Source organism: Bradyrhizobium sp. Mp19, from assembly GCF_029952935.1.
GTDB classification, from domain to species: domain Bacteria; phylum Pseudomonadota; class Alphaproteobacteria; order Rhizobiales; family Xanthobacteraceae; genus Bradyrhizobium; species Bradyrhizobium elkanii.
Genome location: NZ_JASAUT010000065.1, coordinates 36,622 through 44,633, shown reverse-complemented (window position 1 = coordinate 44,633; position 8,012 = coordinate 36,622). Strand labels below are relative to the sequence as shown.

The 8,012-nt window shown below is 64.1% G+C and carries 9 protein-coding genes; 5 read left to right on the top strand and 4 right to left on the bottom strand.

The window, feature by feature from the left end:
• Positions 1-71: 71 nt before the first annotated feature.
• Both QJT82_RS38835 and QJT82_RS38830 read right to left on the bottom strand, forming a co-directional pair.
• Complete coding sequence (locus QJT82_RS38835; RefSeq protein ID WP_245288860.1) at positions 72-1,325, bottom strand: SIR2 family protein; 1,254 nt, start codon at positions 1,323-1,325, stop codon at positions 72-74.
• Positions 1,326-1,413: 88 nt separating this feature from the next.
• Positions 1,414-1,680: a helix-turn-helix domain-containing protein gene (locus QJT82_RS38830; protein ID WP_016845109.1), complete on the bottom strand. Its 267-nt coding sequence runs from the start codon at positions 1,678-1,680 to the stop codon at positions 1,414-1,416.
• A 191-nt stretch (positions 1,681-1,871) separates the two neighbouring features.
• On the opposite strand from QJT82_RS38830, the gene QJT82_RS38825 reads away from it, so the two are divergent.
• The 5 genes from QJT82_RS38825 (at position 1,872) to QJT82_RS38805 (ending at position 5,804) form a co-directional block, all read left to right on the top strand.
• Positions 1,872-2,183 (top strand): hypothetical protein, encoded by a 312-nt coding sequence (locus tag QJT82_RS38825; protein ID WP_016845110.1) that lies wholly within the window; start codon positions 1,872-1,874, stop codon positions 2,181-2,183.
• Positions 2,184-2,185: 2 nt separating this feature from the next.
• Positions 2,186-2,761, top strand: coding sequence for a hypothetical protein (locus tag QJT82_RS38820; protein ID WP_016845111.1), 576 nt, complete (start codon positions 2,186-2,188; stop codon positions 2,759-2,761).
• A 177-nt stretch (positions 2,762-2,938) separates the two neighbouring features.
• On the top strand, positions 2,939-3,382 hold the full coding sequence (locus QJT82_RS38815) for a hypothetical protein (protein WP_051448084.1): 444 nt from the start codon (positions 2,939-2,941) through the stop codon (positions 3,380-3,382).
• Positions 3,379-3,531, top strand: a complete 153-nt coding sequence (locus QJT82_RS38810) for a hypothetical protein (protein WP_155258715.1) — start codon at positions 3,379-3,381, stop codon at positions 3,529-3,531. Before QJT82_RS38815 ends, QJT82_RS38810 begins: the two co-directional genes overlap by 4 nt.
• Positions 3,532-3,533: 2 nt before the next feature.
• Entirely contained in the window at positions 3,534-5,804 is a 2,271-nt protein-coding gene (locus tag QJT82_RS38805) for an AAA family ATPase (protein WP_028343594.1), read from the top strand.
• Between the two features lie 170 nt (positions 5,805-5,974).
• On the opposite strand, the gene QJT82_RS38800 is transcribed toward QJT82_RS38805, so the two are convergent.
• Together QJT82_RS38800 and QJT82_RS38795 are read right to left on the bottom strand one after the other, a co-directional pair.
• Complete coding sequence (locus QJT82_RS38800; RefSeq protein ID WP_016845114.1) at positions 5,975-6,724, bottom strand: helix-turn-helix domain-containing protein; 750 nt, start codon at positions 6,722-6,724, stop codon at positions 5,975-5,977.
• Positions 6,721-7,965 (bottom strand): ParB N-terminal domain-containing protein, encoded by a 1,245-nt coding sequence (locus tag QJT82_RS38795; RefSeq protein ID WP_155258716.1) that lies wholly within the window; start codon positions 7,963-7,965, stop codon positions 6,721-6,723. Before QJT82_RS38795 ends, QJT82_RS38800 begins: the two co-directional genes overlap by 4 nt.
• Positions 7,966-8,012 lie beyond the last annotated feature (47 nt).

Below are 8,012 nucleotides of genomic sequence, written 5' to 3'. Positions count from 1 at the left end.
AATGAGGCAACTGATCGCGCCCGGGAGCATCGATATGTGAGGCAATACGGCTTCCCACCCAGATTGTCGCGCTATAGCAATCGGCGGACTTCGATCGCGTGCAGGTCGAAGCTTTCAATGTCGTAGGCCGAAAGCACGGCTCGCACGTTGGCGTCGGAGCCGAAAGCGAGTACTCCGGCTCGTGACCGGGTCGCGAGCACCGGCAGGGCTGCGGCTTCGATCGCCGACCTGACCTCCGCCACGCCGCCGATGCCGCATCCGACGCGGCGACAAACGGTCGGCGTTTCGATCAATTCGAGTGCATTGAGCCGGACCACTGGAAAACCGCGCTTGCCGGTTGGTCGCGGTGCGGGCGACCAGATTCGTCGCTCCGAAGCGAGTTCGTCCAAGGCCTTAGTGTCCAGATCCTCCGCCAGGCGAACGAGGTCGCGCAAGACCTCGTCGAAATTCTCGATCGGCACCAGCCCGCCGTCGACGCCTTTGCGGGCGGCGGCCGCCAAGAGCCGTTTGACGCGCGGCAACGGCGGGTCCTCGCCGCGATGGAGCCAGAAGATACCGGCAGGAAAAGGGGTGTCGCGCTCGAGAGCCGTTTCCAGGGTGTCCATGATGGAGTCGTCGCGGCCGCTGTAGCCAGCTACGATCAGGCCCCACCGGCCGCAACTGTCGATCAACAGCGACCTGAGTTTCGCATCCTGTTCGCGCAGTTCGTCTCCGGTGTTCTTCAGTCTGCGCGATCGAAAGTCGCCGTGCATTTTGACTTCGACGGGCCAACGCCCCTCGTCGATGACTTGGCGCCCAAGACTTCTGGTCTCGATCGCCACCGTCGTCAACTGACCAGTTCCGCCGTAGACCTTCGCGCAGCCGTCAGCGATCAACGGATCGAAGTTGGTCGTCCAGACGAGACGAGCACGTCCGGCCCGCATCATTGTCGCAAGAGCGACGTGTCCGTAAGACGGCTTGGCGCCGCTCACCTTCGACGCGATGTAGGTTCGACGGTCCGCCTCGCTCGGATAGACGGCTTCGAAGAGAGCCGCATACTCGTCGGGAGCGCCGGGCGGCGGCAAATTCCCGATGCCGTCGACGAATGACTGCAGTTCGCGCCGGACGGCTGGGTTGGCAAGGTCGGCGACCATTTTCGGGGAGACGCGCCGCTGACTTATGTAGAGCTGCTGCTTGAACTCCCAGATCATGTCCCACGCCGTCGGGATGCCGGCGGCCGCCGATCCACCGGCTCCGAGCAACCACATCAGATTTCCGCCCCGTTGCGAGAAGCGGCGCGCAAAATCATCCGCAGCGACGGCTGGATAGGTCGAATCGGCTGACATGCGAGTATTCTAGTTGTAGGACTTGCCTTGTACGGCTTAGGATTGGCCTTCTGTCATCCTGCCCACCGGAATCTTTTGGTCGCTCCCGTCACCTCGACTTCGCGCGACGTACGCCTTCGCCCGTCTTGTCACTCGCGAAGGTGAACTCGATATCGCATTCGACTTCGAGATATTGCCGCAGCGTCTGCAGCACGGCCTTGCGGCGCGGATCGGTTCGATCGGATGGCTTGGCCGTCTCGAACGTTGCGATGGCCTTCCGCGACACGCCAGCCTTCTGCCCAAGTTCGGTTTGACTCCATCCGAGCAGGGCGCGCGCTGCTCGAAGCAGGGAGGGGGTGAGCAGGTGGTCGTCCATCGGAATCTATCAGTTCTCCGGCCGGGCCTCCGAACGGGGCGAGCTACTAATCAATGGTTACATTTTTACCTTTCCTGTTAACCGACGGTTAAGGTTAACGAGAATTTCCGGGTTTTTGGGGACAATTTGTCCCCAAACCAGAAGAACTGTGCTACACCGCCCCTCAGGAAACTGACCGGGGACGATGACCGATGGTGGATTACGAGAAACATCTGCGTAGCGCCGCTTGGCGGCAGATTCGCCAGCGTGCGATCGCGGCCGCCGGCCATCGCTGCGTGCTCTGCGCGGCGACCGAGCAGCTCGAGGCGCACCATCGCACCTACGACAACCTCGGAGATGAGCGCGATGGCGACCTCACGGTGCTGTGCCACGAGTGCCACGAGGTGGTGACCAGCATGCTGCGCGCCCGTCGTTACGCGGCCAAGCCGGCCTCGTATGCCAACATCGTCCGCAGCATCGCCGAGACGGCACCGCTCTTCGATCCCACCGAGGGGGAGATCTGATCATGGCGGTGGAGATGATCACCCTCCGTCTGGTCGGCGTCGGCCCCATGCTGATGCACTCCAGCAGGCTCGCCGACCCGTTCGACCCCACCGCGAAGGCGCTCAAAAAGCTCACGGGGAAGCAGCACAAAACCGACGCTGACCATCACCGGATCGCGGAGCTCGAGTGGCACGGATCGCTGTGGCTTCACGAAGGCCGGCCGTGTCTGCCGCCGTCCGCGATCAAGGGTGCGCTCGTCAACGGCGCCAAGACGGTCCGCAAGGGCAAGGCGACCAAGGCGGCCTTCGTCGCCGAGGGTCCCGCGATGCTCGAGTACGATGGCCCGAAGACGGTCGAAGAGCTCTGGCAGGACCCGCGCTTCCGCCACCGCGAGATCGTGCGCGTCGACGACTCGCGGGTGGCGCGCACGCGTCCGTGCTTCGACGGCTGGAGCGCGACCGTACGCGGCTCGTTCATCACCACCATTATTAACCGGGAGGACGTCGTGAGCTACTTCCGCATGGCGGGTCCCTTCGGCATCGGCGACCACCGTCCCGACTTCGGTCGCTTCCTGATCGAGGAGTCGCAGCTCGAATAGTCTTGGCATGGCTCGACACCGCGAGGCTAGGCGTGGTCCGGCACGGCGTGACGTGACGGGGCGTGTCCCGGCGAGGCAGGGCAGGGTCCGCCAAGGACCCTCCCTCGCCTAACCTTTTCAAATTCCGCATCTCAACATCACGCGCGGCCTGCCGCGCGAATGACGGAGCTTTGCCCGATGAAAGAAGGCGAATTCCCGGACGGCGAGGCGCTGCCTCCGGTGTTCTTCTACTGGCGCACAAAGACGGCTGAATCCTTCGACGAACGCGCTCGCTCCGAGGTCGCCAGCTTCGTCGCCGGCATCTCCGCCACGATGCCCGAGTGGCGTGCGGTGATCCGCGGCGACGCTGCCGCCGCCATCGGCATCGTCATCGGACGTCGAATCCCCGAGCGCATCGGCCTGCGCGTCGATCTCAGCATGACAGTGTTGCTGGCCTGCGCCTTGTTTGATCCCGCCGCGGCGATGGTGCTGTCGCACACGCTCGCCCGCATGCCGATCGAGACGCGCGAGCGCACGCGCCTCTCGGCATCCTGGTCGATGCACGAGATCTGGCTCGGCAGCCGCCGTGCCGGCGCCCGTGTTCCCAAGACGCCGCCCCGGCTGACGGGAGGTGGGTCGTGATGGTGCAGCCGACGAGCGACCTGCATGCCGATTTTTCCGCCTTGAACGCGTCCTTGATCGTCGTCGCCAGCGACAACGAGCAGGGCTTCGCCGCGGCGCTTGGCTACCCGAACGAGCGCCTCGGGTCCGATCCTCTCATCGAGATCTAGACATGAACGAGACCACGAGCATGTCGAGTGTCTTTGGGCCCCGTAACGGCGGTACGCACCGCCCGGTGTCCTTCGCCGGCACCGGCATTGGACCCATCGAGCGGCGGGCTTATGGGCAGGCTTGGCGCGATGCCTTGCGCTTCCGGTGGAACCTCGCCGTGGGCGACGATCGGCCGCCTATCGCCCGGTCGGGCGGCTTCGCCAGTCTGACGCGCTTGGCGGATGTCGATGACGACACTGGCTTCGAGGAGAATGCAAGCCGCGAGGGATGCCCCCCGAGCCCGGCGCGAATTGCCGCGGCTCTGCTGCTCGCCCGCGCTTTCGACGCCGCGCCGGACGCTGCGCGGGACTTGATCTGCGGCGGCGCTCCCGTTGTCGTCGACGTCGCCGACGGCGCGATGCTCGACGCGCTTAAAGGCGGGTGGCGCGGGATGTTTTTCGACGACGCGCTGCGTATGATCGACCTGGTCAAGACCGCTCCCGGCCGTCGCGACGGTCTCGACGGCGCCTATATCGTGCTGAGGGAGCCGCTCAAAGGCGCTGCCAAACAGCGGCTGGAGCGCGTCGCTGCCGACATGTGCGCCTACGCGCTGCCCTTCGTGGCGTTCTCGTCCAACGGCCGCGCCTGCCTTCCGAAAGTGCTGAACGAAGCGGCCCGGTACCGGATCGAGTTGCCCATGCTCGATCCCGCGACGGTGTCGCGCACCATCCGCGCCGTCACCGGCATCAGGACGGCGGTCGATGTGCCGGCGGAGACGATGCGCGATGTTGGTGTAGGTGACCTCGCAGCGGCGATTCGGTTCGACCGCACGCCGGAAGAATGCGTCGACGAGCTGCACCGTCTCGCCGCCTCGAAGAGGGCCGAACGGCCGTCGCGGGGGCTGGTGCTCTCCGAGATCCATGGCATGGCTGGTGCGCGCGCCTGGGCTGACGATGCGATCGCCGATCTCGCCGCCTGGCGACACGGCGAGATCCCCTGGGATGCGGTCTCGAGCGCCGTGATGCTCGCTGGGCCACCCGGCGTCGGCAAGACGCTGTTCGCAGAGGCGTTCGCGCGTAGCGCGTCAGGCGAGGATTCGAAATCAGGCATCCCGCTGATCGTCTGCTCGTATTATTCCTGGCAGGCAGAGGGGCACTTAGGCGATTTCCTGGCGGCGATGCGCCGAGACTTCGCCTCCGCCCGGGCTCAGGCGCCCTGCGTGATGCTGCTCGAGGAATGCGATAGTTTCGTCGACCGTCGCGCCGTCAAGCACTCGCACTCAGACTACGTCAGGAATTGCATCAACGCGCTGCTTGAGGAGGTTGATGGTGTGCGCCGGCGGGAGGGCGTCTTCCTGATCGGCTGCACCAACGAGGTCGAGGCTTGCGATCCCGCGCTGCTGCGGGCGGGCCGCTTCGAGAACGTGGTGCGCATCAGTCCGCCCGATCAGGACGAGCTCAAGAAGATCTTCCGGGTTCGGTTGAAGGGCGATCTGGTCGGCGTGGACATCTCCACCGTCGTGATGTCGGCAGCTGGCATGACCGGCGCCGACGCGGAGCGCGCGGTGAAGGACGCACGCCGTGTGGCGCGGCGGGAGAACCGCGAACTCAGGCTCGACGACCTCCGTCTTGCTCTCGTCGGCGACCACGACGTTTCCGGCAAGCTGCGCTGGAGGACGTCGATCCACGAAGCGGGCCACGCGGTGGTCGATGTGCTCCGCTTCGGCCCCGACGGCGTCGTCGCCAACACGACGCGCACGGACCGGCGGCTCGGGATGTCGATGCGTACCACCCGCCAGGTCTTCGAAGGCACGGCGAGCGATTATAGGTCACGTATCGAAGTCTTGCTCGCCGGCCGTGCCGCCGAGGAAGTCCTGCTTGGTGAGGCGTCCCACGGCGCCCAACAGGATCTGGCGGAGGCCACCAGGCTGAGCTGCGCGATGTTAGGCGGCCTGGGTTTGGCGGGACCGTCGCCCCTGACGCACCTCGGCGACCCGCGCCATGCGGAGGAATTTCTCCGCCACGTCGATATTCGCGCCGCGGTCGGCATCGAGCTTGCCGAGGCTGACCGTGCCTGCCATGACCTGCTCGAGGGCAACCGGACGGCGTTGATCGCGGTGGCGCGCCGGCTGTTCGAGCGGGGTAGCGTCGACGGCGCCGAAATCGCCGCGCTGCTCGAGGCCGAGCGCTCGGCGGCAGCAGACGCGGAGGGCGCCCGGGGAGAGGACGATGCTCCATTTTCGGGCGAGCAGGGCGGCACTGTGATCGCTTTTCCGGAACTCAGTCGCGATTGAGTTCGCGGTTGTTTGAGCCGGTCTGAAGCCCATCTTGGACTGACTGACGGCTGCCCTGCCTTGAGCGTCGTCGTTTATCGGCTGACCGCCGGGAACGCATGGACGCGACCATGACTTCCCAGCACGATCGCGTACGGTCATGCGTCCCGCCGCTGGGCGTGCGCTGGAGCTTAGCCATCGTCCTGATCAGCTCGGCATGCGTTCAGGACTTCGGCTTCGAAATACTTCCAAGAAGCAATCTTGCTGGCGCCATTGCCAACTCGTCGGGCAACCTTGATCAGGCAGGACTTCACCTCGCGCTCATCAAAGTGCATCAGCCACGTCGCGACAGGCGCCAAGTTGTTGATACCTGGGGCAGACCAGTCAATTGCGGGTCCTAGCTCCACCGCAATCCCTTCGATGGTTCGAACGGCGTAGATGATGGCGTCTACGTCGAGGCGCCCGGGCTCGGGAAACGGCTCGATGAAGCTGGGTAGGGGCTGGTTCTGTCTGGGTGTTTCATCATGGTAGATTACGCTGAAATTCGTTCCGGTAGGAACCTGAACGACGTTCTGGTTATCACCAGAAACAGCTTCATTCTTCAGTGTGGGGTGGGAAGGAGTATCCGCAGGAGGCGGGCCGACCGGCGGAGCTGCGGTCGGCGGCGGTTCGAGAGGACGGATCAGGAGAGTGATCCAGTCGGACGTACGCTTGCGATTGACGTTCCTCGATTTACGGTGGATGAGTTTAAGCGCTTCAAGTTTGGCCAATACGGTGCAGACCGTGCGCTCAGTGAGGCGGGTCCGATTTGCGATGGTTTTTTGTTTGGGCCAACACACATTGGCGTCGTTCGCGCGATCGCAGAGGTCGAGGAGAACGATTTTCTCTGTGGACGTGATGTTGAGCTGCTTCCATCCCCATATCGTCGCCTGAAGGCTCATTTGCCGTCCTCGGATTGGAAGGCTTCAAACGATTGGGATTCCAGGGTCGTGGCCGCAGCGTTGGTTTCGTCGATCCAGGCAAGAAATGCCTCGCGAGCGGGAACGGAGGCTTCATGCCAGGCTGCTTGCAGGGCGGCGAGTCCCCGGACGCCTTCATCGCACTTAACTGGTTGGTCGCCGGGCTGGGCCGAGATCAGACCGCCGCGCGACTGCCTATACGACATGGGACTGTCGCCTGATCCCCATTGGTCCACCGCCGAGACATCTTGACCGGCGGCCGCCTCCTTGATGAGGGCCTCGCGCGTGTCCAGCGGCAACATGGGCAGTGTGTCAAGTTCGTTGCCCCGGTCCAACGATGTGCCGACAACACGCTCGAGATCGTTGCGCCCGTTCCGAGAGGCACGCTGAACAATCCGCTGAACGGACCGCGCAGACTTGCCGATCCGCCTCGCGGTGGTCTCGACAAAGGAGGGCGACGCATCCGCCACACTGGCGGATGCGTGTGCCCGACCCATGGCACGATTGGCTGCGGCCGCTCCTCTGGCCTTCGGTTTGCCGTGCAACTGCTCGTGGAGCTCCCGACAGCGATCAATGGCAAGCGCTTCTTGCGCCGGCGTGAACGGGCTTCGAACGAGGTTTTCTTCGATTTCCCAAAGTTCTGCTTCCTCATCGGTGAGTCCGACGACGCGGCAACGAATCTGGTCCTCGCCACTGGTACGTGCGGCATTGAGCCTCTGTAGGCCAGCAACGAGCAGGAATTTGCCCGGGTTCATGGGATCCGGTCGGACAACCACCGGCTGGATGACGTCATTGGTGGACAGGGAGCCAACCATGACTGGGATGAATTCGTCGATGATGCCACGGAGCCGATGACCGACCGAGATGTCGACCAGACGCACGAGCCTAAGAGCATCCACTCGGACGTCGGCATTAGTCACGAGCGGATCATCGAAGGGATTGGGCAACGATGGGGTTTCCCTCAACGTCGCGTTCGGAGCTTCGATCGCGTGCAGTGATGTGCCAGCGTCGTTGGCATCTTGCGCGAGGTCCGAGGCGGGAGTGTCGGAATGGCCTTTCGGCGAATGCGAATCGTTGTTCGCGACTTTGAGGATGTGAGACCGCCTGAGTTTAGGAAAGGCGTAGGGCCGGCAGGGCGCCGCATTGTGCTGAGATGCCTCGACCGAGCGGGAATCCTCAGAGCTCTCCAAGAGTTCATCAATGCCGATTTTGGGCCGTTCCACTCTTCGCTCCTGTCTGCCCAGCTCGGATGCGCTGCGCAGTAGATTAT